Genomic DNA, 23526 nt, shown 5'->3' with positions numbered 1-23526 from the left:
ACGGCAGGGTCGCCGTGCGCCCCCCACTCTTCCAGACTCTCCTCAGGAGCCCCGTGACGTCTCCCGCCTCCCCCTCCTCCGTCGTGCCCGTGCACGCCGACGACACCGTGCTCGGCGTGCTCCGCTCGCCGCGACTGCTCACGAGGGAGGCGCTGGCCGGCATCGTCACCACGCTCGCCCTCGTGCCCGAGGTGATCTCGTTCTCGGTCATCGCGGGCGTCGACCCGATGGTCAGCCTGGTCTCGTCGGTCGTGCTCGCGATCGTCATGTCGCTGCTGGGCGGCCGCCCGGCGATGGTGACGGCGGCGGCCGGCTCGGTCGCGCTGGTCGTGGCGCCGCTCGTGCAGCAGCACGGCGTGGAGTACGTGCTGCCGGCGGTGCTGCTGGCCGGGGTGATCCAGGTGGCGTTCGGCACGGCGGGGCTGGCGCGGCTGATGCGGTTCATCCCGCGGTCGGTGATGATCGGGTTCGTCAACGCGCTCGGCATCCTGATCTTCGTCGCACAGGTGCCCCACGTGGTCGACGTGCCGTGGGTGGTCTACCCGCTGTTCGCGCTGACGATCGCGATCGTCGTGCTGCTGCCGCGGCTGACGAAGGCCGTGCCCGCACCGCTGATCGCGATCGTGGTCGTGACGGCGATCGTGGTGTTCGCCGGGCTGAACGACGTCCACACGGTCGGCGACGAGGGCCCCATGGGCGGCGGGCTGCCCGGGCTGACGCCGTGGCTCGTGCCGGTGTCGCTCGACACGCTCGTGATCATCCTGCCGACGGCGCTCAGCGTGGCGTTCGTCGGCCTGATGGAGACGCTGCTGACGGCCAAGCTGGTCGACGACATCACCGAGACGCCGTCGCACAAGGGCAAGGAGTCGTGGGCCCTCGGCGTCGCGAACATCGCCGCGGGCTTCTACGGCGGCATCGCGGGCTGCGCGATGATCGGGCAGACCGTCGTGAACGTGAAGATCGGACGGGCCCGGACGAGGGTGTCGACCGTGGTGGCCGGGCTCTTCCTGCTGCTGCTCGTGACGGGGCTGAGCTCGGTGATGGCGCGCATCCCGATGGTCGCGCTGGCCGCGGTGATGATGATCGTGGCGATCTCGACGGTCGACTGGCACAGCGTGAAGCCGTCGACGCTGCGGCGGATGCCGCTGCCCGAGACGCTCGTGATGGTGGTGACGGTCGTCGTGGTCGTCGCGACCGGCAACCTCGCGATCGGCGTCGCGGTCGGCGTGCTGCTGGCGATGGTGCTGTTCGCGCGGCGGATCGCGCACGTGATCCGGGTCGAGCGGACCGTCGACGCGCAGAGCGGTGCCGTGCGCTACGACGTGGTCGGGCCGCTGTTCTTCGGCAGCAGCAACGACCTGGTCGAGCACTTCGCGTACCGCGACGACCCGGCCTCGGTCGTCGTCGACCTGAGCCGGGCCCAGGTGTGGGACGCCTCGAGCGTCGCCGCCCTCGACTCGGTCGAGACGAAGTTCGCGGCCCACGACGTGGCGGTGGAGTTCGTCGGGCTCGACGACCGCAGCCACGCCTTCCGCTCGAGGTTGACGGGGCAGTTCGGGGAGTAGGCCGGGGAGGGGGGGCAGGTCGGTCGGGCGCTCCCCGGCGCGAGCCGCCGGCGCGAGCCGCCGGCGCCGTCCGCCGTGGCGGGCCCGCTCGGCGAGATCTCGGAGAAGTGGTCCCTGGGATCGCTGATCCACTCCAGAGTGGAGGAGCGGGGCTGCGCCTCACCGGCACCTCGCGCCGCTGCTCCACTCCAGAGTGGAGGAGCGAGCCTGCCTCTCGCCCCACACCCACCCCGCTGCTCCACCCCAGAGTGGAGGAGCGAGACCGGTGACCTGCGGACACGGTGACACGGCGGGGTGAGGCGGGTCCTCGTCCTCCTGGGCGGGTCGGCGCCGACCCGCCCACGACGACACGGACCCGCCGGACCGACCGCGACAGCGCTCGGGAGGACGCGCGTTCACGGCTGAGCTCCTCCACTCCAGAGTGGATCGACGAATCTGGGGCGTCACATCCGGACGGCGAGCTCCTGGCAGCCCAGCTCGCGGCGATGAGGCCGACCGCCAGCAGACTCACGCCGCAGCGCGGGCGCCAGGAGACTCACGCCCCGGCGCGGGCGACCGGCGCCGGACCCGCACAGCAGCGCGGGCGGGCGGGGCGGCGGGACGGACCCTAGGCGCCGATGCGCACGAAGTGGTGCGGCTGGTCCCAGATGGGGCGCACCGCGACGAAGCCGCCGGGCTTGGGCGCGTCGAGGATCATCCCGTTGCCCGCGTAGATCCCGTCGTGCGCGAGGTTGTCGAAGACCACGAGGTCGCCGGGCACGGCGTCCTCGGCCGAGACGCGAGTGCCCTCCGCGTCCTGCGTGGGCACGTAGTGCGTCAGCGAGATGCCGAACTGCGAGTAGACGAACGTGATGAGGCCCGAGCAGTCGAACTTGGTCGGGTCCTCGCCGCCGTGCACGTACGGGGTGCCGATGTACTGCATCGCGACGGCCAGCACCTGGTCGCGGTCGAGCGTCGGGTAGAGCGGGTCGGCCAGGTAGCTCTCGGTCGTGCGGCCGTCCCACACCGAGGTGCTCGCCGCGGCGGAGTTCAGCTTCACCTGCGTCGCCAGGTCGACCAACGACGTCGCCGAGTACGCGTCACGGCTCATGTCGGCGTCGATCACGTCACCGTCGACGGAGAGGCTCTGCGACGCTCCCCGCGCCGCCGACGCCCCGGGGCCGGCCGCGACGGCCTGGGCTCCCTGGTCGGCGCTCGCGAGCAGGGGCAGCGTGCCGCTGGCGGCGAAGCCGATCAACGCGGCGACCACCGAGACCTTCTTCACGACGGCACCGAGACGACGAGCCGCGGGGGCGGCCGCGGACGCCCCAGCGGGAGCGACAGCCGCAGGTGCAGCAGCAGCGCTCGGCACCGCAGCCCGCCGGCCGGAGGCGCGGGTCGAGTCCGCGGCACGGCTCGCCGACGCTGCCCTGGCCGACACGACCTTGCGGCTCACGCCCGCGGTCGGGGCCGCGACCGGCTCGCCGGCGAGCTCCGCCGCCTCGGCGGCGACGGCGTCGGCACGGGCGGCCGAGCGGCGACCGCGGAGCAGCGGGCCGGTGGCCGCCTCGGAGGCGGCGACGAGGGCGTCCGACTGGACGAACGAGGCCCGGCAGGTGGTCGGCAGCACGGCGGCCTGGGCCCGACGGCGACCCCGGGGCCGCAGCAGCGGGGCGTCTCCGCCTCCGGTGGTCGACGCGTCGCGATCCGAGTTCTCGGGGCCCGACAGGTCGGCGGAGGCGGTGCTCGTCACGCGGTCGGTCCTCTCGGTCACTCGTCGGGAACACTCGACCCTATCGCCGGAGCGCCCTCGGCACGAGTCCTGCGAGCACACCGGCCTCCCCGCTCACGCGGGTGACCCGCCGGTCCCTCACCCCCCTCACCCGCTCGGGGCGGGCGGTTCCGGGGGCTCGACCCGCGACTCCTCACGGCGGCGTCGCAGCTCGCGACGGAGGGCCCGGCGCTCCCGCCAGCTCGGCGGCGGCGGGGCCGCGGCGGCCTCGGCGGCCGCGGCCGCACGGCGGGCACGACGGCGCTCGTGCCAGCGCAGCACCTCGTCGTCGACGTCGCGCGTGGGCGTCACGACGGGCGGTCCGCCGGTCAGCTGGCGGCGGGCCTCGACGATGCGGGCGTTGTAGTCGTCGACGTGGGCGCGCACGGCGGCCTCGCTGCCGAGCCGGTCGAGGGTGTCGTCGAACTCAGCGTGCTCGGTGCGGAGCGACAGCGCAGGAGGCGCCAGCCCGGTGAGCCCTTCGCGCTCGATCAGGCCGCGGATCCACCAGTCGGGGTCGACCGTGTCGCCCGCGAGGCCGGGCAGCGGCTTGCCCGCCAGGGGCAGGTCGTCGAAGTCGCCGCGCGCGACGGCGACGTCGATCGCGGTGCGGGCCCAGGCGCGCATCTCGGCGGCGGTGCGGGTGTCGCGGGGGGCGTTCTCCGGCGGGGCCTCCCCCTCGACGCGGTACCGCGCAGCGTTGATGCGCGGGTCCGATCTCTCGCTGGCCATGCCGACGAGGGTACGCCGCGCCTCCGACGTCGTCCGGAGCCCGTCCGGAGCCCGCCGAGTGGTCACGAACTGCTGCTCCGAGGGCCCGGCGACGACAGTTCGCGACCACTCGACAGCGCACGGACGCACGAGGGAGGCACGACGCACGAGACGGGAGGACGCCGAGGAGGCGCGGTGCCGGTCGTCCCGACACCGCGCCTCCTCGGCTGCGGGGCGGCCTCGGCCGCCCTCCGCCCGCGACCTACAGCGTCGCCGCGGCCGGGTCCCAGCCCTCGGGCAGGGGCGTCGGCTTCGGCACCGACGACGTGACGTCGACGGGCGAGCCCTGCTCCGCCGCGGTGGAGACCGCGAGCAGCACGTCGAGGACGTGCGCCGCGACCGCGCCGCTGGCCTTCTCGTCGTCGCCGCCGCGGATCGCCCGCGCGAGGTCGACGACGCCGGAGCCGCGGCCCCAGAACGAGCCGGAGGCGGTGAGCGTCTCGGGCTCCTCCTGGCCGAACCGCCAGAGGGCGGAGTCGCCGTCGAACATGTTGGGGTCGGGCAGCACGATGGTGCCCTCGGTGCCGCTGATCTCGACGAAGCCCATGCGGGGCAGCGCGTTCTGGAAGCTGAACGTCGACTGCGCCGACTGCCCGCCCTCGAAGCTGATCAGCGCCGCGTGGTGCGTCGGCACCTCGACGGGGAAGGTCTCGCCGGCGCGGGGGCCGCTGCCGATCGTGCGGCGCTCGAACGACTTCGACGAGACGGCCGACACCCGCGAGGCCGAGCCGAACGCGTGCACGAGGGTCGTCACGTAGTACGGGCCCATGTCGAAGAGCGGGCCGGCGCCGACGGCGAAGAGGAAGTCCGGGTCCGGGTGCCACGCGTCGGGGCCGGGCACGTGGAACATCGTCGTCGCCGTGAGCGGCTCGCCGATGTCGCCGCGGCCGATGGCGCGGAGGGCCGACTGGATGCCGCCGCCGAGCACGGTGTCGGGGGCGCACGCGACGCGCAGGCCCGCCTCCCGCGCGGCCGAGAGCAGCTCGGCGCCCGACTCGGCGTCGAGGGCGAGGGGCTTCTCGCTCCAGACGTTCTTGCCCGCGGCCACGATCTGGCGGCCGACCTCGGTGTGCACGGCCGGGATCGTCAGGTTGACGACGATCTCGATGTCGTCGCGCGACAGCAGCTCGTCGACGGTGCCGTGGGCGGCGACGCCGTACGTCGTCGCCTGCGACTCGGCCCGCGCGAGGTCGAGGTCGGCGACCATGCGCACCTCGACGTCGCGGAACTTCGTGAGGTTCTCGAGGTACTGCGAGCTGATGTTGCCGGCGCCGATGACGCCGACGCCGACCGTGCCCGTGCGGCCCGTGCTGCCCGCGCTCACGCGGTGACCCCGTCGGTGCCGTCGAGCTGCGTGGTGTCGTTCTCCTGCAGCCAAGCGAACGACTCGGCGATGCCGGCGAAGACGTCGCCCGAGTAGGCGTCGAACTCGACGACGCGCAGCGCGTGCGGCGCGGCCTCGAGGATGGCGCGGACGTCGACGTCGCCCTGGCCGGCCGGGGTCTGGTTCTCGAACGCGGCCTTGAGGGCGTCGGGCACGACGAGCGCGCTCTCGCTGCTCGGCAGGGCGGTGGCGATGTCGCCGCTGACCTTGCCGTCCTTGATGTGCAGGAACTGCACGCGGTCGCCGAGCTGGCGGAGCAGCGAGGGGGTGTCCTGGCCGCCGACGGTGGCCCAGAAGGTGTCGAGCTCGAGGACGACCTCGGGCGAGAGCTGCTCGACGAACGAGTGGTAGATCGGGCGTCCGTCGACCTCGTTCGTGAACTCCCACTGGTGGTTGTGGTAGCCGAAGCGGAGGCCGTGCGAGGCCGCCTGGGCGGTGAGCTCGTTGACGCGCTCGGCGATGCGGGCGGCGTCGTCGGCGGTCTGCCAGCGGTCGCTCGGGATGAACGGGTCGATGACGGTCTCGAGGCCGATCTGCTCGGCGGCGGCGAAGATCTGCTCGGCGTCGTCGGAGTCGATGACGGCGGCGTGGCCGGAGGGCGCGGTGACGCCGGCGGCGCTGAGCGCGGCGGCGATCTCGGCGGGGCGCTCGGCGAAGCCGTAGGGCTCGACCTTCGTGAAGCCGATCTCGGCGAGGCGCGCGACGGCCCCGTTCAGGTCCTCCGCGACGGCGTCGCGCACGCTGTAGAGCTGGACGGACGGTGTGCTCATGGGGATGCTCCTTCGTATCCGGTGGTCTGCGGCGCGTCACGGTGCGGCGGCCCGTGCTCATTCTGCTACTTCTGTCGACCGACATGCAAAAGTCGTCGTCCGATCGGCAGGATCAGGAGGCGCAGGGCCGGCCCCCGAGGAGGCGCGGGTCGGGCCGGGCGCAGGGGTGCGGGTCGGATCGACGGCGGGCCACGGAGCCGGGCGCGGCGGGACGTGACCCGACCGGGGGCGAGACCGACCAGTCGACCGGACCCGCGACTCCGAATCCCTGCCCATGACGACGACAGTCAGCGCGACCCGTGAGGCCGTCACCACCGCACCGGTCGACCGGGCCTTCGACATCGGCACTCCCCTGACGCCGGTGGGGTTCTACCCCCGGTCGGGTCCGCTGCCGGGCGTCGTCGCCGTGCACGACCAGACGGGCGGCTGGGGCACGCCCGGCCAGACGCGTCGGCTGCAGCTGTCGGACGGCGGCTCGGTCACCGAGACGATCGTCGAGGTCGACCCGCCCGGCACCGGGCCGGCCGACCGCGTCGGGGCGTTCACGTACGAGCTGAGCGACTTCCGCGGGCCGCTGCGGCTGCTCGTCCGCAGCGGGCGGGCGGAGTGGTGGTACAGCGCCGGCGGGGCGAGCGACGGGTCGACCCGCGGGCGCGGCACGCGCATCTCGTGGCGCTACACGTTCCGGGCGCGGCGGGGGGCCGGGCTCGTGGTGCGGCTCATCGTCGGGCTGCTCTGGGGGCCGTACATGGCGAGGGTGCTGCGCGGCATCGCGCACGAGCTCGACCGCCGCGGCTGAGGGCTCCCGGCGGCCCTTCGCAGGAGGGGCGGCCGTGACGACGGGCGAGTCCGAGTCGGACGGGCGCTCGTGACCGCCCGCCCGGGTCGCTCCCGCCCGTACTCCCGCCCTCACCGTCGGCACGGGGTGCCGATCGCAGCTCCCCGAGCCCGGCCCCGGCTCCGGCTCCGCGCCTCATCGCGCCGCCCGGGAACCACGGTCCAGGATCGCTGATCCACTCCGGAGTGGAACAGCAGACCCTTCGCATCTCGCACCCCCGCCCTGCTCCTCCACTCCAGAGTGGATCGAGCTTTCTCGGCCGGCCGCTCCGACCCTCACCCCACCCACCCCCAACCCCCGCACCCCCGCGCAGCGCAACTTCCTGAAGTCGGCTTGACTTAAACCGAAGGGGGGCTTTAGCTCAGCTGTGCCCCTCCGATGGGGGAGGGGCGAGCCTACGAAGGAGTAGACATGCGATCACTGACGCACGGTGCCGGCCGCAGGGGCCGGGCACTCGGCGTGACGGCGGGAGGGGCGCTCGTCGCCTCGCTCGCCCTGGCCGCGACGCCGGCACCCGCCGCCCTCGCCGCCGACCCGGCCGCCGGCCCGGGAGCAGCAGCCGCTGCCCAGCCGACCCTCGAGTCCCGCTCGACCGAGATCATCACCGTCGACGGGCTGCAGTTCCGCGACCTCGACCGCAGCGGCGACCTCACGCCCTACGAGGACTGGCGGCTCACCGCCGACGAGCGCGCCTCCGACCTCGTCGCCCGCCTCGACCTCGACCAGCGCGCCGGGCTGCTGATGCACGCGAGCCTCACCGGCCGCGGCACGTACGACCGGGCCGCCTTCGACCCGCTGCTGCGCGACCGCCACATCTCGACCTACATCTCGCGCCTCAGCATCGGCGCGGGCGCCCTCGCCGAGCAGCACAACCAGCTGCAGGAGGCCGCCGAGGCGGAGCCCTTCGGCATCCCGCTCAAGATCAGCACCGACCCCCGCAACGGCTTCAGCGTCACCGAGGGCCAGACGGTCTCGAACGCCGACTTCACGCCCTTCCCCGACGCGATCGGCATGGGCGCCGTGGGCGACCCCGCCGCGACGCTCGCGATGGGCGAGATCATCGGCGACGAGTACCGCGCCGTCGGCATCACCGAGGCGCTCTCGCCCCAGGCCGACCTCAGCACCGAGCCGCGCTGGACCCGCCAGAACGGCACCTTCGGCTCCGTCGGCGAGACCGTCAAGGACCACGTCGGCGCCTACGTCGAGGGCCTCCAGGGCGGCACCGACGGCATCACCGACGAGGGCGTCGCCACGGTCGTCAAGCACTGGGTCGGCTACGGCGCCCAGGTCGACGGCTACGACAGCCACTACTACTACGGCCGCTACGCGGCCTTCCCCGGCGGCGACTTCGCCGAGCACGTCGTGCCCTACGAGGGCGCGTTCGACGTCGACGCAGCGGGCATCATGCCGACGTACTCGATCCTCAAGGACCTCGAGGTCGTCCCCGGCCAGGGCCCGATCGAGCAGGTCGGCGCCGGCCACAACGAGTTCCTGCTGCAGGACCTGCTGCGCGGCACGTACGGCTTCGACGGCGTCGTGACGAGCGACTGGGGCATCGCCAACGACTGCCCGCAGGCGTGCCTCGACAACCGTCCCCCCGCCTCCTTCGTGGGCCCCTGGGGCGCCGGCATGCCGTGGGGCGTCGAGGGCCTGAGCCTCCCGGCGCGCTACGCCAGCGCCATCAACGCGGGCGTCGACATCATCGGCGGCAGCGACAAGCCGCAGTACATCGTCGAGGCCGTCCAGACCGGGCTGCTCAGCGACGAGCGCGTCTCCGAGGCCGCCCAGCGCGTGCTCTCGCAGAAGTTCCAGCTGGGCCTCTTCGAGGACCCGTACGTCGACCCGGCCGCCGCCGACGAGATCGTCGGGAGCGCCGCCTCCCGCGCGGTCGCCCTCGACGACCAGGCCCGGTCGCTGACGCTGCTGTCGAACGACGTCGTGCCCGCGACCGGCGCCGCGGCCCTGCCGCTCGGCGACGCCGAGGGCACCGTCGCGCCCGGCACGACCGTCTACCTCTCCGGGGTCTCCGCCGAGGCCGCGACCGCGGCCGGCCTGACGCCCGTCGCGACCCCCGAGGAGGCGGACGTCGCCATCGTGCGCCTCACCGACCCGCGCGGAGGCGACGACCTCACCGACCTCGACTTCACCGGCACCGAGGCCGATTTCCAGGCCCTGCAGGCGGCGCACGCCGCCGGCGCCCTGACGATCGCCGTGCCGCAGCTGTCGCGACCGCTCGTGCTGGGGAACGTCGTGGAGTCGAGCGACGCCGTCCTGGGTGCGTACGGCGTCTCGGACGAGGCGCTGCTCGCCGTGGTCACGGGAGCCGCCGAGCCCGAGGGGCGCCTGCCCTTCGAGCTGCCCTCGTCGATGGCCGAGGTCGACGCGCAGCTGCCCGACGTGCCGAACGACACGGCGACGCCGCTCTTCGCCTACGGCTTCGGCCTCAGCTACGGCGACGCCGGCGAGGAGCCCACGCCCGGCCCCGGCGAGCCCGGCACCCCCGGAACGCCCGGCGGCCCCGGCACGCCGGCTCCGTCGCCCTCGCCCGCGCCCGGCACGGGGACGACCGTCCCGGTGCCCGACGCCCAGCTGACCGACGCCGCCCGCGGCTCCGTGTCGGTGCCGGCGACGGCCCAGCGCGGCCAGCGCATCACGGTCGACCTCGGCGCCGCCGGGGCCGGGCGTGAGGTGGCCGTCTGGCTGCACTCGGAGCCCGTCGTGCTGGCCCGGGCCACGGCCTCGGTCGACGGGAGCGTGCAGGTGACCATCCCGGCCGGCACGACGCTCGGCACGCACCGCGTCGTGGTGCAGGCCGCCGACGGGTCGCTGTACGGCTGGGACGACCTCCGCGTCGTCTCGGGAGCGACCGCCGCCGACGGCACCCCGCTCGCCTTCACCGGCGGCGACGCCCTGCCCGGCATCGTCGGAGGAGCGCTGCTCGTGCTCCTCGGCCTCGCACTCGTCGTGATCCGCCGCCGCAGGGCTGCCGGAGGCGCGAGCTAGGTACCCGGGGCCGCCTCGGCCCCAGCTCACCACCGCCGACGCCGGCCGCTGCCCTCGGGCACGGTCGGCGTCGGTCGTTCCTGGGGGAGAGGGGGGCCGCGGCGGCGGCTACGGCTCCGGCCCCGGCCCCGGCCCCCGGCTTGGGCGCCGGCACCGGCACCGGCACCGGCGCCAGCGCCGGCACCGGCTCCGGCTCCGGCTCCGGCTCCGAGAAGCACGGTCTGGAATCGCTGATCCACTCCAGAGTGGAGGACGACCCCCTCGCAGGACCCGACCGCCACCCGCTCCTCCACTCCGGAGTGGAGCGCCCTTCCTGGAAGTCGCTCCCGCGCGCGTCCCCACATCTCGTCGCGCTCCTCCACTCCGGAGTGGAGGGGCCTTTCTGGACCGTCACTTCCTCGCAGCCGGGGCCGGGCGCCGTCACGACCCGCGACTCCCCCGTCCCGGCCGCGGAGCGCAGCGCACGCCACCCAGCGGCCAGCGGCCTGCGTCCAGCCCTCAGAGCGAGCGGCGCACCGCCTCGACGAGCAGCCCGAAGTCGTCGGTCATGTGCGACCGGGCGCCCGTCAGCTGCTGGAACTGCAGCCCGTCCATCACGGCGAGCAGCACGCGGGCGAGCCCGTCGAGGTCGTCGTCCGACCACGCACCGCCCTCCGTGCGCAGCGACCGGAGGTGCGCCGCGAGCGACGCTGAGATCCCGTCGTACCGCTCGGCCATGCGGTCGCGCAGCGGGTGCCCGGGCGACACGCTCTCGCCGAGCAGCACCGAGAAGAGCCGCGACCACCCCGGGTCGGAGGCGTTCAGCGCCACGAGCTGCTCGAGAGCCTCGAGGTGGTCCGACCTCCCGCGCCCGGCCTCGACGATCGAGCGGCCCCGCTCGCTGCCGTCGGCGAGGACGGCCTCGAGCACGTCCTCCTTCGTGGCGAAGTGGTAGAGCAGACCGGCGTGGGTGACCTCGGCGCGGGCGGCGATCGCGGCCATCGTCGCTCCGCGGAAGCCGACCTCGGCGAAGACGGCGCGGGCCGCGTCGAGGATGTCCTTCCGACGGCGCACGCCGCGGCTGTTCGGCACGGGCCCGGGCGCGGTGGTCACGAGGCCACGGTAGGGGACACGCCCGTGCAGGCACTGCAGCTTCTCAGGAGGCTGGGGGCTACCTGCGAGCAAGCTGACAGCGCCTCCGACCTACTGTCGAGGGGCAGAACACCCGCCCTTCCCCGTCCGCGCGCCCGCACGGACGTCGACCCGCACCCTGCCCGAGACCCGCGGAGCACCCCGTGAACATCACCCTGACCACCTGGCTCATCACGATCGGCGTCACCATCGCCTTCTTCGTCTACGAGTTCTTCACCCACGTGCGCAAGCCGCACGAGCCCACGATCGGCGAGTCCGCCCGCTGGTCCGCCTTCTACATCGGCCTCGCGCTGCTGTTCGGCGTCGGCATCGGGTTCACGAGCGGCTGGGGCTACGGCGGCGAGTACTTCGCGGGCTACCTCACGGAGAAGGCGCTGTCGATCGACAACCTCTTCGTCTTCCTGCTGATCATGACCGGCTTCGCCGTGCCGCGCATCTACCAGCAGAAGGTGCTGATGATCGGCATCGTCATCGCCCTCATCATGCGCGCCGGCTTCATCGCCGCGGGCGCCGCGCTGATCGAGAACTTCTCCTGGGTCTTCTACATCTTCGGCGCCCTGCTCTTCGTGCTCGCGTACCAGCAGATCAAGGGCAGCCACGGGGGGAACGCGGCCGACAACGCCTTCGTCAAGATCGCCCGGCGGGTGCTGCCGGTGCACGACGAGTTCGTCGGCGACAAGTTCACCACCAAGATCGACGGCAAGCGCTTCGTCACGCCGCTGCTGCTCTGCGTCATCGCGATCGGCTTCGTCGACCTGGTCTTCGCGCTCGACTCGATCCCGGCCATCTACGGCCTGACCGAGGAGCCCTACATCGTCTTCACCGCGAACGCCTTCGCGCTGATGGGCCTCCGCCAGCTGTTCTTCCTCATCGGCGGCCTGCTCGAGCGCCTCGTCTACCTGTCGCAGGGCCTCGCGGTCATCCTCGCCTTCATCGGCCTCAAGCTCGTCTTCCACGCGCTGCACGTCAACGAGGTGCCCTTCATCAACGGCGGCGAGCCGCTGCTGTGGGTGCCCGAGATCCCGATCTGGTTCTCGCTGCTGTTCATCGGCCTCACGATCACCGTCGCCACGGTGGCGAGCCTCGCCAAGACCCGCGGCGACGCCGAGAAGGCGAAGCGCGAGCGCGTCGAGGGCGAGCCCATCACCCACGCGCACGACGACCACGCCGACGGAGGCGCGGGCCGCCACTGACGTCGCGGCGGTGCGCATCCGCACCGCACGCACGCACCGCACGCACCCCCCGGGAGGCGCGGGTCGGCCCAGGCCGGCACCGCGCCTCCCGCACGTGGTCCCGGGGGCCCGCCCCGCGCCTCCCGCACGTGGTCCCGGGGGCCCGCCCCGCGCCTCCCGCCCTTCGCCCGGCCGGGCCGCCGCGGAGCCGCGCTGACAAGCTGGGCCCATGCCCACCCCCGACGACGCCCGGCGCCGTGACCTCGACCTCGACGACCTGCTGCGCCGCGTGCGCGGGACGACCGGTGGCGAGGTCGACGACAGCATCCCGCAGCTGGCCGACGCCGACCCCGACCTGCTCGGAGTCGCCCTCGCCCTGCCCGACGGCACGGTGCGCACCGCGGGCGACGCGGGCACCTCGTTCTCGGTGCAGTCGGCGGTCAAGCCGTTCCTGTTCGCGCTGGCCCTCGCCGACACCGGCGGCGACGCCCTCGACCGGGTCGGCATCGAGCCGACCGGCGAGGCCTTCGACGCGCTCGAGCTCGAGGCGGGCACGGGCCGCCCGCCGAACCCGATGGTCAACGCGGGGGCCCTGCTCACCGCCGCCCTCGTCAACGGCGGCGACGCCGACGGGCGTGCCGCGCGCATCCTCCGAGGCCTCAGCGCCTTCGCGGGGCGCGACCTCGAGGTCGACGAGGACGTGAGCCGCTCCGAGCAGCTGCTCGGCGACCGCAACCACGCGCTCGCGCACCTGATGCGCTCCGAGGGCACGCTGCACGTCACCGCCGACGACGCCGTCGAGGCCTACGCCCGCTCGTGCGCGGTGCTGGTCGACGCCGAGTGCCTCGCCGTGATGGGCGCGACGCTCGCGCTCGGCGGGCGCAACCCCGTGACCGGCGTGCAGGTCGTCGACGCCGCCGTCGCCCGTGACGTGGTGTCGGTGATGGCGACGTGAGGCGTCTACGACGGGTCGGGGCGGTGGATGCGCGAGGTCGGCGTGCCCGCCAAGTCCAGCGTCTCGGGAGCGATCGTGCTCTCGGCTCCCCGCGTGCTCGGGGCCGCGGTCGTCAGCCCGCCCCTCGACGGGCAGGGCACGAGCGTGCGCGGGGCCGCCGTGAGCGCGGCGCTGAGCCGGGAGCTCGGGCTGCACGCGTTCGCGTCGTAGGGCGGGGCGGGGGCGGCGGCGGGCGGCGACGCGGCGGCAGCGAGTGGTCACGAAGTGCTCGTCGGGGGCCCCGGGAGCAGCAGATCGCGACCACTCGGCCCCGACCGGCTCAGCCCAGCTCAGCTCAGCGCTTGCCGCGCCCCGCGATCACCGACGCCACGGCGAGCGCCGTCGCGGCGGCCGCCGTCGCGAGCAGGGTGACGACGGCGCCCGTGCGGGCGAGCTCCGACGTGCGGTCGACGGGCAGGTGCCCGGCGACGAAGTCGTCGACCAGCTGGCCGAGGGCCGCGCGGCACTCGCGCTCGGCGGTGGGGTCGTCGAGGCGCCAGCCGGCGAGGTCGGCCCCGCCGAGCACCATCAGGTCGCGGGCGTCGACGGCGCACCAGAGGTCGACCGGGCGACGACGGACGCCGGCCACCTGCACGCGTGACTGCCATCCGGCGACGCGACCCGCGCCTCCCGGCTGCTGGGCCGCGACGTAGCTGTGGGTGACGCGGACGCGCCCTCCGTGGCGGGCGGCCGCGTCGTCGAGGCTCTCGCGCACCCGGTCGACGACGGCGGGGCGAGCGGGCTCGGACACGGAGGTGAGGTCTCGGTCAGATCGCATCACGCCATGGTGCGCCCTCTCGCCCGGGAGCGCCACCCCGGGGAGGCGCGGGCCGGGCCCCTCTTGGAGGCGCGGGCCGGGCAGGGAGGCGCGAGCCGGGCAGGGAAGCCCGAGCCGTCGAGACACCTGCGCCCCGTATCATCGGCCCGCCCCCGACCCCGACCCGACCCGACCCCGGAGACCACCATGACCGACTCCCCCGCCACCACCGCGCGCCCCTCCGTGCTCTTCGTCTGCGTGCACAACGCCGGCCGCTCACAGATGGCCGCCGGCTGGCTGCGGCACCTCGCGGGTGACCGCGTCGAGGTGCTCTCGGCCGGCAGCGAGCCGAAGGACCAGATCAACCCCGTCGCCGTCGCCGCCATGGCCGAGGTCGGGGTCGACATCGCCGGGTCGCAGCCGAAGGTCCTGACGACCGAGGCGGTGCGTGACAGCGACGTCGTGGTCACGATGGGCTGCGGCGACGCCTGCCCGGTCTTCCCGGGCAAGCGCTACGAGGACTGGGAGCTCACCGACCCGGCCGGCCGCGGCCTCGACGAGGTGCGTCCGATCCGCGACGACATCCGTCGACGGGTCGAGCGGCTCGTCGCGGAGATCGCCCCCGCCTGACCCGCCACCCGCCCCGCGCGCCGAGTGGTCACGATCTGCTCCTCCCGAGCCCCGGGAGCAGCAGTACGTGACCACCCGGCGCCGCCGGGCGCCGGCTCACCAGGCGGCGAGCGCCGCCACGACGTGCTGCACCGCACGCCGCCAGCTGCGCTCGAGGTCGACCGGCAGCGCGAACGCGCCGCTCGTCTCGAGCGACACGAACCCGTGCAGCGCCGCGCGGAGGAACCGGGTCGCGTCCACCGCGTCGTCGCCGTCGAGACCGTAACCGCCGAGGGCGGTGTAGACAACGCTGGTGGCGCGCTCCGAGACGGCGAGGTCGTCGGCGTCGCCCTCGCGGGGCGCCCGGACGGTCAGCGGGTACTGCCCCGGGTGCGTCAGCGCCCACCGGCGGTACGCGTCGGCGAGGGCCGCGACGGCGTCGTCGCCCGACCGGCCGACCACCGCGTCGCGCAGGGCGTCGGCGAGGGCGCCCTTGGCGAGCAGCACGAGTCCGCGGTGCAGCCCGGGCAGGCCGTCGACGTGCTTGTAGAGCGAGGGCGCGCGCACCCCGAGGCTGTCGGCCACGACCGCGAGGCTGAGGGAGTCGCCCGGTCGCTGGTCGAGGAGCTCGCCCGCCCGCTCCACCACGACCGCGACGTCGAGCCCTGCCCTAGGCACGCGAGCCCTCGCCGCCCTGGTCCGCGGCGCCGTCGGTCGCGCCGGCGACGGGACCGCCCGCGGTCGGGAGCCCGCGCAGGAAGCCGACGACCGCCTCCGTCGTGATCTCGGGCTGCTGCACGTGCGGGTAGTGGCCGGCGTCGGGCACCATGACGGCCCGGCCGTGGAGGGCGTCGGCGATCCAGCGGGCCTCGGCGGCCTGGTCGCGGAAGTCCGGGTCCTTCTCGCCCATGACGACGAGCGTGGGGGCGGTGACCGCGGCGAGCGCCGCCTCGGCGGGGGCGTGGTCGGTGCGGGTCGTGAGGCTGAAGGCGCGGGCGTGGGCGTGGCGGCGCATGCTGGCGAGGGCGCGGGCCTTCTCGGCGGCGAAGTCGGCGGGCTTGGCGCCCGAGTAGAGGGTGGGGAGGTAGGCGCCCCACGTCGTGGCGACCCAGGGGCGGGCCATCATGACGCGGAAGAGCGCCGTGACGACGCCGCTCACCGGGGGGTTGCGTACGAACGGCCCGACGAGCACGAGGCCGCGCACGAGCTCGGGGTGCTCCGCCGCGACGATCACCGCGGAGCCGGCCGACATCGAGTTGCCGACCACCACGGCGGGCTCGCCGAGCTCGCGGATCAGCGCCTCGACGTCGCCGGCGGTGTCGACGTCGCCGTAGCTGCGGAAGCCGGCGTCGCTCTCGCCGTGGCCGCGCAGGTCGGTGGTGACGACCGTGTGCCCGGCCGCGACGAGGGCCGGGGCGAGGAAGCGGTACGTCGAGCGGAGCTCGCCCATGCCGGGCACGAGCACGACGAGCGGGCCGTGGCCCTGCACGTCGTAGGCGATCGATCCCTCGCCGAGGCGGTCGAGGCGGCGGGTCTCCGTGGTCTGCGTCATCATGTGGCTAACCTACGTAGCCATTTGGCTAATGTCAATAGCCAGTCTCGAGGAGGCGCGGTGCGGGTCGGCGGGAGGCGCGGTGCGGGTCGACCGGGAGGCGCGGCCCGGGCCCCGACATGGCCACCGGACGCACCCGGGCTGTGAACCTGCCGGGCAGACAGGCCCCGCGACTCCCCCCGGCCTAGCGTCCAGATCAGCCGACGTTCGTCGGCACCCACTTCACGAAGGAGACGTCATGTCGCTCGGAGACAAGGCAAAGGACGCAGTTCAGAAGGTCGCCGGACACGCCGAGGAGGCCGTCGGCAAGAAGACCGACGACGCCGAGCTCACGCACCAGGGCCAGAAGGACCAGGCCATGAGCGAGGCCCGCATGGAGACCGAGAAGGCCAAGGACGCGACGGACCACTAGTCCCGCTCCCCCGGTGCTCACGCACCGGATGCCCGGAGGGCCCGGCGTCGTCGCAGACGCCGGGCCCTCCGTCGTGCCGGGGATGCCCGGCATGCCGCCGAGTGGTCACGATCTGCGCCTCAGCGACCCCGGGAGGAGCACATCGTGACCACTCGTCCCCGCGAGGGGTGGGTCCCGCCTCCTCTGCCTCCCGACCCGCGACTCCTACCCTCGGTCGCCCTGCGGCGCACCGGGCCGTGACGCCCACAGCTGCACCGCGAGCCCGACGGCGATGAACCCGAGCATCAGCCCGCCCATCGCGACCGCCGTGCCGCCGAGGGCGCCGGCGAGCGGGGTGGCCGCGCCGCCGAGGCCGAACTGCAGCCCGCCGACCAGGGCCGCGGCCGTGCCGGGGGCGCGGTGCCCGAGCGCCTGCGTCAGCGTGATCGAGCCCGGGATCACCCAGCCCCACCCCGCCGTCACGAGCGCGAGCGCCGGCCAGATCAGCGCCGGCCCGGCCCCCGAGACCGCCCCGACGAGCACGAGCGCCGACCCGACGGTGCAGGTGGCGAGGCCGATGGTGAAGAGGCGGTCCTCGGCGAAGCGGCCGACGAGGCGGCGGAAGACGAGGGTCGACGCGATCATGCACGACGCGTTCGAGGCGAAGACGAGCGTGTAGAGCCCCTCGCTGAACCCGTACTGCTGCTGGAAGACGAACGACGACGTCGAGATGTACGAGAAGAAGCCGATCGTCGCGGCGCAGCCGGTGACGAGGTACCAGCGGAAGCGCGGGATCCCGAGCAGCCCGCCCATGCGCCGCAGCGAGGCGCCGAGCGAGGCTCCGCCGGGGGGAGGCGCGGTGAGGGTCTCCGGCAGCTGTCGCCACGCGGCGACGGTCAGCCCGGTGCCCAGCACGGCGAGCAGCGCGAACGTGGCGCGCCACGACCCCGCCGCGAGCACGAGCCCGCCGATGAGCGGGGCGACGACGGGCCCGACCGAGTTGATCGCGGCGAGGGTCGCGAAGAGGCGGCTGCGGGCGACCCCGGTGGTGGAGTCGCCCACCATGGCGCGGGCGGCGACGCTGCCGGCGGCGCCGCCGAGGCCCTGCACGACGCGGGCGAGCACGAGGGTCGTCGAGTCGGGGGCCAGGGCGCAGGCGAGGGAGGCGACGGCGAAGAGGGCGGTCCCGGCGAGGAGGACGCGCCTCCGGCCGGATCCGTCGCTGAGCGGCCCGACGACGATCTGGCCGACGGCGAACGCGATGAGGAAGGCGGTGAGGCTGAGCTGCACCTGCGCCGTCGACGCGTCGAGGTCGGCCGCGATGGCCGGGAGGCCGGGGATGTACATGTCGGTCGCGAAGGGCGAGATGCCGACGATGAGGCCGATGGTGAGGACGGCGCCGCGGCGGGGCGCCCAGCGCGGGGCGCCGCGGCCGGCGGCGGGGTCGCGTGGGTCGCCGGGTTCGCCGGGGCCCGGGTCGCCGGGGCGGGTGACGTCGTCGTCGCTCATCCGGGCCCACCGTAGTCGGGGCGGGCGCCCCCTGCCCCGCCGCGCACCGACCCGAGAGGCACCACGTCGTCGCACGCGAACCACGCCGCGGCCTGGTTCGTCGGCGAAGACGTGGTTCCTCGAGCGGGCTCGGCTGCCGCACGCCGCGCACGGCAGGAGACGGCACCGTCCACATCCGCCGATCCACTCCGGAGTGGAGGAGCGGATCTGGACCGCCCCTCGCAGGCACGTCAGGCCGCGTCACCCTGCGCCACGATGCGCCACGCCCCCTCGCGACCCGATCTGGCCCGGCCCTCGCCGCCTCCCGCGCCTCCCGCGCCCCCGCACCTCCCGCCCCTCCCTCGCCACCCCCGCGTTTCCCGCCCCTCCCTCGCAGCCCCCCGCGTCTCCCGCCCCTCCCTCGCCGCCTCCCGCCCCTCCCACGTCGCCCCCGTCCGCACACCCCGTCCTCGCACGGGCACCCCGCCGCGGCGGGGTGCCCGTGCGAGAACGGGGTGCCCGACCCGAGAGGCACCACGTCGTCGCACGCGAACCACGCCGCGGCCTGGTTCGCCGGCGAAGACGTGGTTCTCCTGCCCACCGACGAAGGAGGGGGGACGCACGCTCCCTGCCGCCGTCCGGGCGGGAGGCGCAGGATCGACGGAGGCGCCGAGCGAGTCGGCGCCGCAGACGAGAGGAAGACCCATGGCGTTCGGAGCAGGAGAAGTGGTGCACGTGGTGCTGGTCGAGTGGGCGGAGTCCGCCGGGGCAGACACCGCCGAGCAGGCGAGCGCGCGGTCGACCGAGAAGCTGACGTCGATCGACGGCGTGCTCTCGGTGACGAGCGGCCCGAACATCGGCGACGAGGACCTGCAGGGCGGGTTCGACTGGATGCTCGCGGTGCACTTCCGCGACAAGGCGGCCCTCGACGGCTACCTGCCCGACCCGCAGCACGTCGAGGTCGCGACGTTCCTGCAGGAGTCCGCGGCCCGCATCGTCGTCTTCGACATCGCCGCGTAGCCCGAGGCCCCGAGGAGGCGCGGGTCGAGACCCGGGCTAGGCTCACGCCGTGCAGCCGGTCACCCCGCCTCCCGGCCCCGCGCACCCGCAGGCCCCAGCCCCGGCGCCTCGCCACCGTGCCGCCCGGCTCCTCCGCTGGCTCTGGATCGCGGGCTTCGCCGTCGGCACCACGACGCACGTGGCCGATCTGGTCGTCGGGGGCGCCGACGCCTACGCCGGCTTCCACCCCGCCCTGCGAGCCTTCTGGATCTCGCTGACGCTCTGGGACCCGCTCGTCATCGTGCTGCTGCTGCTCCGGCGACGTGCGGGGGTCGTGCTCGGGCTGGTCGTGATCCTCGCCGACATCGCCGTGAACTGGTCGGTGATCGCGGTGGTCGGCGGCATCCCGGTGTGGGGCGCGGTGGACCAGACGGCGTTCGCTGTCCTGCTGCTGGCCAGCGCCCGCCCGCTCGCCCGCTGGTTCGCGCACGACCGGCCGACTCCGGGGCCCGACCGGCACCGCGACTCCTGACCTGTCTCCGCCCCGCGCCGCCCCGCCCCCGGCGAGGCCGCCGGCCGGCCGGGGCCGCACGTCACCTCACGCCGCGCGGCGCAGCGCCCGGTGCGCGACCCCGGCGACGACCGCGCCGACGAGCGGTGCGACGACGAACGCCCACACCTGGCCGAGTGCGTCCGGCCCCGCGAAGACCGCGGCGGCGATCGAGCGGGCGGGGTTCACCGACGTGTTGCTGACCGGGATGCTCACGAGGTGGATCAGCGTGAGCGTGAGGCCGATCGCGAGCGGCGCGAGGGCCGCGTACTCCTTCTTCGCGGTGACCGAGAGGATGACGCCGACGAACACGGCCGTCAGCACGACCTCGATCAGCATCACGGCGCCGAGGCCGAAGCCCCCGGGCGAGTGCTCGCCCCAGCCGTTCGAGGCGAAGCCCGACTCGCGGGCCGCGGCGAACGCGCCGGCGGGGCCGTCGGCCACGACTCCGGCGACGACGGCCGCACCGGCGACTCCGCCGACGATCTGCGCGACGACGTAGCCGGGCACGTGGCGCCACTCGGTGCGCCCCGCGACGGCGGCGCCGACCGTGACGGCCGGGTTGAAGTGCCCGCCCGAGATGTGGCCGACGGCGTAGATGCCGCCCGTCACGCTGAGGCCGAAGGCGAGCGCGACGCCGAGGAACCCCACGCCCAGCGCGTTGCCGTCGTCGGGGAACGACGACGCGAGCACGGCCGTGCCCACCCCGCCGAGCACGAGCAGGAAGGCGCCGAACGCCTCCGAGGCGTACCGCGCCCCGCTCGACCAGGTCTCGGCGTGCTGCGTGCGCTGCTCGGAGGTGGATCGGCTGACGGGCTTCGGGTTCTGGTCCTGGCGTGCCATCGGGGTGCTGCTTCCTGTGTTCGGGGGTCGGGTGGGGTGGAACGGGTGGAGGTCAGGGGGAGGCGCGGGTCGCCGGTGGCGGAGCAGCCGCGCGCTAGTCGCGCGCAGCCCCGCCGTCGCGGTCGCGGTCGCCGTCGCCGTCGCGGTCGCGGTCGCGGTCGCGGTCGCGGTCACGGTCGCCGCCGTCGCGCTCCGCCCCCCGGCGTCCGCCGAGCTCGGCGATCGTGTCCCTCGGCACCGGCGGCACACCGCGGCTGACCGCGGAGACCCCGACGCGGACGACGATCGCCGACACGACGGCGAACGCCCCGAAGGCGATGAGCGTCGCGGCCCAGAGCGGCAGCGCGACGGCGATCGCGGTGACGACGACGGCCGCGAGCAGCCCGACGGTCACGACGGCGAGCACGGCGCCGACGCCCACGAGCACGAGGCCGGTGCGGGCGCTGCGGGCGCGGTCGGCGACCTCTCTCCCGGCCTTGCCGATCTCGGTGCGGACGGCGCGGACGATCGGCTCGATCGCCCGGCTGCTCAGCTGGTCGCGCAGGCGCGGGGCCTCGCGGGTGTCGTCGTCAGACATGGGTTCCTCCGGGGTCGCGGCCCTGCTCGCCCGCCCTCCCCTCAGGAGGCGCGGTGCAGAACTCCCCTACATGACGCGTCCCGCTCACCACCGGTCACGCGCCTCCGGCCCCCTCCCAGCTTCGGCCGCCCCGGCACTCGTCACCCGGCCAGCGCGACCGCGCATCCGCGGAAACGAGACCGCACCGGTCACCCTCGCACTGGGGGTGACGACACCGTGAGAAAAGCTTAGATTCGGCGGACCGGTGCCGATCAGGGGCACCCTGTTGCGAAGGAGCAACACATGCGTTCTGTCCTGCGTTCGCGGACCGCGGCGATCGGCGTCACCGCCGGCCTCGTCCTCGGCTCGTCCGTCCTCCTGGCCTCACCAGCCTCCGCCGCTCCGGGCGACGCCTCGGCCCTCGGCGCCGGAGTCGCGCTGACCGGCACCGTCCCCGGCCTCGTCGCCCTCGACGCGACGGCGGCCGTCGGCCTCGTCACCGCCGGCACGGGCGGCGCGCCCGGGGCCTTCGACAGCCAGGGGTCGACCCTCGCGACGGTCCAGGGCGGGGAGGTGACCGTGGGCGCGGTCAGCACCCGCGCCTCCAGCACGACCACCGGCTCGTCGGCGTCGTCCGACGTGGCGGGCGCCGCGGTGTCGCTGCTGGGCGTCGACGTGCTCACGGCCGACGCCGTCACGGCCGACGTGACCTGCCCGGTCGGTGGCGGCGGCACGACCGCGGACGCCGGCCTGGTCGGCCTCACACTCTTCGGCACCGCGGCGACCCTCGACGCGACCACCCCGACCGTCTCGGCGAGCGCCGCGCTGGCGGGCGATCTGCTCGGTGCGACGCTGACCGTCGACGTCAGCCGCGTCGAGCAGGCCCGGTTCGGCAGCGCGACCGCCACGTCGATCGTCGCTGCCCTCACCCTCAGCGGCACCGTCGGTGCCACGCAGATCGTCGACGTGCCGCTCGGCACGGTCACCCTCGCCTCGGCGGCGTGCGAGTCGCCGACCGCGGGCGCGGCCGCGCAGATCACGGCGACGGGCATCACGCCGGTCGTCGGCCCGACGAGCGGCGGCCAGGTCGTCACGATCACGGGCACCGGCTTCACGCCCGACACGACCGTGACGTTCGGCACGCTGCCGGCGACCGCGTTGACCGTGGCCGCCGACGGCAACTCCCTCACGGCGACGACCCCCGCCTCCCCCGCGGGCCCGGTGACCGTGACGGTCACCGAGCCGACGGCGGGCACCGCCGAGCTCGCGTACACGTACGTCGCGCCGGCGATCACGGCGATCGACCCGGCGCAGGGACCGGCCGTCGGGGGCACGACGGTGACCCTGACGGGCACCGGCCTCGACACGACCACCGGTGTCACGTTCGACGGCACCCCCGGCACGGTCGTCTCGGTCTCGCCCGACGGCACGCAGGTCGTGGTGACCAGCCCGGCCGGCACCGGAGTCGCCGAGGTCGTCCTCACCGCCCCCGCGGGAGTGACGACGACCGCACCGAGCCCCTTCGTCTACGTGAGCCCCGGCGGCCCCGCCGTCGTCTCGATCTCGCCGACGGCCGGCCCCACGGCGGGCGGCCAGACGGTGGTCGTCTCGGGCACCGGCCTCGCCGGCGTGACGGACGTGACCTTCGGAGGAGTCGCGGCGACGATCGTCGGGACCCCCACCGACACGCGCGTCACGGTGGTGACCCCGGCGGGGGTCGCGGGCCCGGTCGACGTCGTCCTGGACGGCGCTGACGGGGCCGCGGTGCTCGAGGACGGCTACACGTACCTCGCGGAGCCCGGCGCGGCCTCGGTCGACCCCGGCTCGGGCTCGACGACGGGCGGCGACACCGTGACGGTGATCGGCGGCCCGTTCGTGCCCGGGGCGACGACGGTGACGATCTGCGGAGTCACGATCCCGGCCACGGCAGTCACGGTCTCCGCGGACGGCACCCGCCTGACGTTCGTCACCCCGGCCTGTGTCGCCGGGGCCACGACGATCGTGGTGACGACGGCGGGAGGCGCGTCCGACGCGCTGCCGTTCACCTACGTCGCGCCCGCCGCCATCGTCCCGGCCGGGGGCGACCGCGTCGTTCCCCGCCCTGCCGGCGGCACCCGCGCCTCCGGCCTGGCCTACACGGGCTCGGACGGCACAGGCGGCGTGCTGCTGGGCTCGGCGCTGATGCTGACGCTCGGCACGGCGCTGCTGGTCGGCGCCCGCCGCCGGGCCGCGCGTGACGGCGGCGCCGAGTGACGGCGGCGCCGTGATCGTGGCGCGCTGACCGCGCTGCACCGACCTGCCGGGCGGGCAGGGGCCTCGGCCCCGTGAGCCCCGCCCGGCGCACGACCGGAGGGCCTCGCTGCATCAGCGGGGCCCTCTAGGTGTGCGGCGGCGGATCGCGCG

At 74.9% G+C, this 23526-nt stretch carries 20 protein-coding genes and 1 pseudogene; 10 read left to right on the top strand and 11 right to left on the bottom strand.

Features of this window, described 5'->3' with window-relative positions; all coding sequences use genetic code 11:
• Nucleotides 1–53 precede the first annotated feature (53 nt).
• Nucleotides 54–1565, top strand: a complete 1512-nt coding sequence (locus IFT72_RS11410) for a SulP family inorganic anion transporter (RefSeq protein ID WP_371741270.1) — start codon at nt 54–56, stop codon at nt 1563–1565.
• Between the two features lie 607 nt (nt 1566–2172).
• Here IFT72_RS11410 and IFT72_RS16680 read toward each other — a convergent pair.
• From IFT72_RS16680 to IFT72_RS11390, 4 genes are all read right to left on the bottom strand, one after another.
• Nucleotides 2173–3297 carry a C40 family peptidase gene (locus IFT72_RS16680; protein ID WP_192046493.1) on the bottom strand — a complete coding sequence of 375 codons (1125 nt, stop codon included), beginning with the start codon at nt 3295–3297 and terminating at the stop codon, nt 2173–2175.
• A 126-nt stretch (nt 3298–3423) separates the two neighbouring features.
• Nucleotides 3424–4047 carry a DUF1992 domain-containing protein gene (locus IFT72_RS11400; RefSeq protein WP_192046492.1) on the bottom strand — a complete coding sequence of 208 codons (624 nt, stop codon included), beginning with the start codon at nt 4045–4047 and terminating at the stop codon, nt 3424–3426.
• A gap of 241 nt (nt 4048–4288) precedes the next feature.
• Entirely contained in the window at nt 4289–5410 is a 1122-nt protein-coding gene (locus tag IFT72_RS11395; protein ID WP_192046491.1) for a Gfo/Idh/MocA family oxidoreductase, read from the bottom strand.
• Nucleotides 5407–6240, bottom strand: a complete 834-nt coding sequence (locus IFT72_RS11390; protein ID WP_192046490.1) for a sugar phosphate isomerase/epimerase — start codon at nt 6238–6240, stop codon at nt 5407–5409. Before IFT72_RS11390 ends, IFT72_RS11395 begins: the two co-directional genes overlap by 4 nt.
• 274 nt (nt 6241–6514) lie before the next feature.
• Between IFT72_RS11390 and IFT72_RS11385 the strand changes: the two genes are divergently transcribed.
• Together IFT72_RS11385 and IFT72_RS11380 are read left to right on the top strand one after the other, a co-directional pair.
• Nucleotides 6515–7039, top strand: a complete 525-nt coding sequence (locus IFT72_RS11385; protein WP_167261040.1) for an SRPBCC family protein — start codon at nt 6515–6517, stop codon at nt 7037–7039.
• A 450-nt stretch (nt 7040–7489) separates the two neighbouring features.
• Nucleotides 7490–10081 (top strand): glycoside hydrolase family 3 protein, encoded by a 2592-nt coding sequence (locus tag IFT72_RS11380; RefSeq protein WP_156370163.1) that lies wholly within the window; start codon nt 7490–7492, stop codon nt 10079–10081.
• A 498-nt stretch (nt 10082–10579) separates the two neighbouring features.
• Here IFT72_RS11380 and IFT72_RS11375 read toward each other — a convergent pair whose 3' ends face one another.
• Complete coding sequence (locus IFT72_RS11375) at nt 10580–11173, bottom strand: TetR/AcrR family transcriptional regulator (RefSeq protein WP_185230779.1); 594 nt, start codon at nt 11171–11173, stop codon at nt 10580–10582.
• A 182-nt stretch (nt 11174–11355) separates the two neighbouring features.
• On the opposite strand from IFT72_RS11375, the gene IFT72_RS11370 reads away from it, so the two are divergent.
• Both IFT72_RS11370 and glsA read left to right on the top strand, forming a co-directional pair.
• Nucleotides 11356–12405 (top strand): TerC family protein, encoded by a 1050-nt coding sequence (locus tag IFT72_RS11370; RefSeq protein ID WP_185230777.1) that lies wholly within the window; start codon nt 11356–11358, stop codon nt 12403–12405.
• A 208-nt stretch (nt 12406–12613) separates the two neighbouring features.
• Nucleotides 12614–13549: pseudogene (gene glsA / locus IFT72_RS11365) on the top strand (glutaminase A).
• Between the two features lie 124 nt (nt 13550–13673).
• On the opposite strand, the gene IFT72_RS11360 reads toward glsA, so the two are convergent.
• Nucleotides 13674–14156 carry a hypothetical protein gene (locus IFT72_RS11360; RefSeq protein ID WP_192046489.1) on the bottom strand — a complete coding sequence of 161 codons (483 nt, stop codon included), beginning with the start codon at nt 14154–14156 and terminating at the stop codon, nt 13674–13676.
• Nucleotides 14157–14342: 186 nt separating this feature from the next.
• On the opposite strand from IFT72_RS11360, the gene IFT72_RS11355 reads away from it, so the two are divergent.
• A complete protein-coding gene (locus IFT72_RS11355) occupies nt 14343–14765 on the top strand; it encodes an arsenate reductase ArsC (protein ID WP_192046488.1) in 423 nt (140 codons plus the stop codon).
• Between the two features lie 96 nt (nt 14766–14861).
• Here IFT72_RS11355 and IFT72_RS16675 read toward each other — a convergent pair whose 3' ends face one another.
• The gene (locus IFT72_RS16675) at nt 14862–15422 is read right to left on the bottom strand and encodes a TetR-like C-terminal domain-containing protein (RefSeq protein WP_192046487.1); all 561 of its coding nucleotides are present in this window, start codon (nt 15420–15422) and stop codon (nt 14862–14864) included.
• Nucleotides 15415–16299 (bottom strand): alpha/beta fold hydrolase, encoded by an 885-nt coding sequence (locus IFT72_RS11345; RefSeq protein ID WP_185230767.1) that lies wholly within the window; start codon nt 16297–16299, stop codon nt 15415–15417. Before IFT72_RS11345 ends, IFT72_RS16675 begins: the two co-directional genes overlap by 8 nt.
• A 235-nt stretch (nt 16300–16534) precedes the next feature.
• Between IFT72_RS11345 and IFT72_RS11340 the strand changes: the two genes are divergently transcribed.
• Nucleotides 16535–16708: a CsbD family protein gene (locus tag IFT72_RS11340; protein WP_156370161.1), complete on the top strand. Its 174-nt coding sequence runs from the start codon at nt 16535–16537 to the stop codon at nt 16706–16708.
• Between the two features lie 204 nt (nt 16709–16912).
• Here IFT72_RS11340 and IFT72_RS11335 read toward each other — a convergent pair whose 3' ends face one another.
• Entirely contained in the window at nt 16913–18196 is a 1284-nt protein-coding gene (locus tag IFT72_RS11335) for a multidrug effflux MFS transporter (RefSeq protein WP_192046486.1), read from the bottom strand.
• A 684-nt stretch (nt 18197–18880) separates the two neighbouring features.
• On the opposite strand from IFT72_RS11335, the gene IFT72_RS11330 reads away from it, so the two are divergent.
• Nucleotides 18881–19195 carry a Dabb family protein gene (locus IFT72_RS11330; protein WP_192046485.1) on the top strand — a complete coding sequence of 105 codons (315 nt, stop codon included), beginning with the start codon at nt 18881–18883 and terminating at the stop codon, nt 19193–19195.
• Nucleotides 19196–19244: 49 nt separating this feature from the next.
• Nucleotides 19245–19706, top strand: coding sequence for a hypothetical protein (locus IFT72_RS11325; protein WP_192046484.1), 462 nt, complete (start codon nt 19245–19247; stop codon nt 19704–19706).
• Nucleotides 19707–19772: 66 nt separating this feature from the next.
• Here IFT72_RS11325 and aqpZ read toward each other — a convergent pair whose 3' ends face one another.
• Nucleotides 19773–20567: an aquaporin Z gene (gene aqpZ / locus IFT72_RS11320; protein WP_192046483.1), complete on the bottom strand. Its 795-nt coding sequence runs from the start codon at nt 20565–20567 to the stop codon at nt 19773–19775.
• Nucleotides 20568–20661: 94 nt separating this feature from the next.
• Nucleotides 20662–21144 carry a phage holin family protein gene (locus tag IFT72_RS11315; protein ID WP_192046482.1) on the bottom strand — a complete coding sequence of 161 codons (483 nt, stop codon included), beginning with the start codon at nt 21142–21144 and terminating at the stop codon, nt 20662–20664.
• A gap of 282 nt (nt 21145–21426) precedes the next feature.
• On the opposite strand from IFT72_RS11315, the gene IFT72_RS11310 reads away from it, so the two are divergent.
• Complete coding sequence (locus tag IFT72_RS11310) at nt 21427–23376, top strand: S-layer family protein (protein WP_192046481.1); 1950 nt, start codon at nt 21427–21429, stop codon at nt 23374–23376.
• Nucleotides 23377–23526 lie beyond the last annotated feature (150 nt).

Origin of the sequence: Frigoribacterium sp. CFBP 8754, from assembly GCF_014841815.1 — a bacterium.
In the GTDB taxonomy this organism is placed as follows: domain Bacteria; phylum Actinomycetota; class Actinomycetes; order Actinomycetales; family Microbacteriaceae; genus Frigoribacterium; species Frigoribacterium endophyticum.
This window is presented reverse-complemented; position numbering and strand designations above follow the sequence as displayed.